The following is a 1,704-nucleotide window of genomic DNA, read 5'->3' on the forward strand; positions in this document are numbered from 1 at the left end:
ACGTCGCCGCCCACTCCCCCAGCACCAACCCACGCTCACGCACCGTCAGCACGTCCAGGGTGCCGATCCGGCGGCGCGGGTCGGCGGCGACCTGCTCCAGCACCGCCAGCAGGCGCTCGACCAGGGCCTCGGCGGTGGAGCGGTCGTACAGGTCGGCGGCGTACTCGAAGGCGATGTCGATCTCCTCCGCCGAGGGGGTCTCCTCGAAGTTGAAGTCGAGTTCGAACTTCGCGGCGCCCAGCTCGAAAGGCAGGATCCGGCTCTCCAGGCCGAGCAGCCGGCCCGCCCCGCCGTCGTTGTGCTGGTAGCCGAGCATCACCTGGAACAGCGGGTGCCGGCCCGGCACCCGCGGGGGGTTGACGGCCTCCACCAGCCGGTCGAAGGGCAGGTCCTGGTGGGCGAAGGCGGCCAGGTCGGTGTCCCGGGTGCGGGTCAGCAACTCGGTGAAGGTCGGGTCGCCGGACAGGTCGTTGCGCAGCACCAGGGTGTTGACGAAGAAGCCGACCAGCCCGTCCAGGGCGGCGTCCGAGCGGCCGGCCACCGGTGCGCCGAGGGCGATGTCGGTGCCCGCGCCGAGCCGGTGCAGCAGGGTCGCCACGGCGGCCTGCAGCACCATGAAGGTGGTGCTGCCGGTGGCCCGGGCGGCCTCCCGCAGGCCGCGGTAGACGGCCGGCGGCACCTGGGCGTGCACGGTGTCGCCGCGGTGGCCGGCCACCGGGAGGCGCGGGTGGTCGACCGGCAGCGGCAGCTCCTCCGGCAGGCCGGCCAGCGCCTCCCGCCAGTACCGGACCTGGCGGGCGTGCAGGCTGCCGGCGTCGTCGGCGGCGCCCAGCAGCTCCTGCTGCCAGAGCGTGTAGTCGGCGTACTGGACGGGCAGCGGCGTCCAGGCGGGCGCCGCGCCGGCCGCGTGCGCGGTGTAGGCGGTGGTGAGGTCCTCGATGAAGGGGAGCATCGACCACTCGTCACCGGCGATGTGGTGGAGGAGCAGCACGACGGCGTGGTCCTGCGGGGCGATCTCCAGCACGGTGACCCGTAGCGGCGCCTCGGCGGAGAGGTCGAAGCCGTACCGGACCGCCTCCTCGACGTCGGCCGCGAGGCGGTGCTCGCCGGACGCGACGACGTGGACGGTGCCGGCCGCCCCGGGGGCGTCCAGGATCTGCTGGAAGACGGCGCCGTCGCGCTCGGTGAAGACGGTGCGCAGGCTCTCGTGGCGCTCCGTCACCGAGCCGACGGCGGCGCGCAGCGCGGCCAGGTCCAGCTCCCCGGCGACCCGGACGACCAGCGGCACGTTGTAGGTGGCGCCCGAGTCGTCCAGGTTCTGCAGGAACCACATCCGGCGCTGCGCGTGCGACAGCGGCAGGCCGGCCGGGCGCTCGCGGCGGGCGAGCGCGGGGCGCGGCTCGCCCTCGGCGGCGGCCCGGTGGGCCAAACCGGCCGGGGTGGGCGCCTCGAACAGGTCGCGGACGGTCAGCCGGCTGCCCAGCAGGGTGCGGATCCGGCCGACCAGGCGGGTGGCGAGCAGGGAGTGGCCGCCCAGGTCGAAGAAGTGGTCCTCCGGGCCGACCTCGGCGAGGCCGAACACCTCGGCGAAGGCACCGCAGAGGATCTCCTCGCGGGCGTCGCGCGGGGCGCGGCCTGCGGCGGTGGCGTCGGGGGCGGGCAGGGCCTTGCGGTCGAGCTTGCCGTTGACGGTGAGCGGCAGTT

1 protein-coding gene is annotated in these 1,704 nt (G+C 75.2%); it reads right to left on the reverse strand.

Annotated features, from left to right (window positions below; all coding sequences use genetic code 11):
• Positions 1-1,704: condensation domain-containing protein (locus tag IE329_RS39790; RefSeq protein ID WP_229928159.1), on the reverse strand; the 1,704-nt coding region annotated here is incomplete at both ends.

It is taken from the genome of Kitasatospora indigofera, assembly GCF_014655955.1.
GTDB lineage: Bacteria > Actinomycetota > Actinomycetes > Streptomycetales > Streptomycetaceae > Kitasatospora > Kitasatospora indigofera.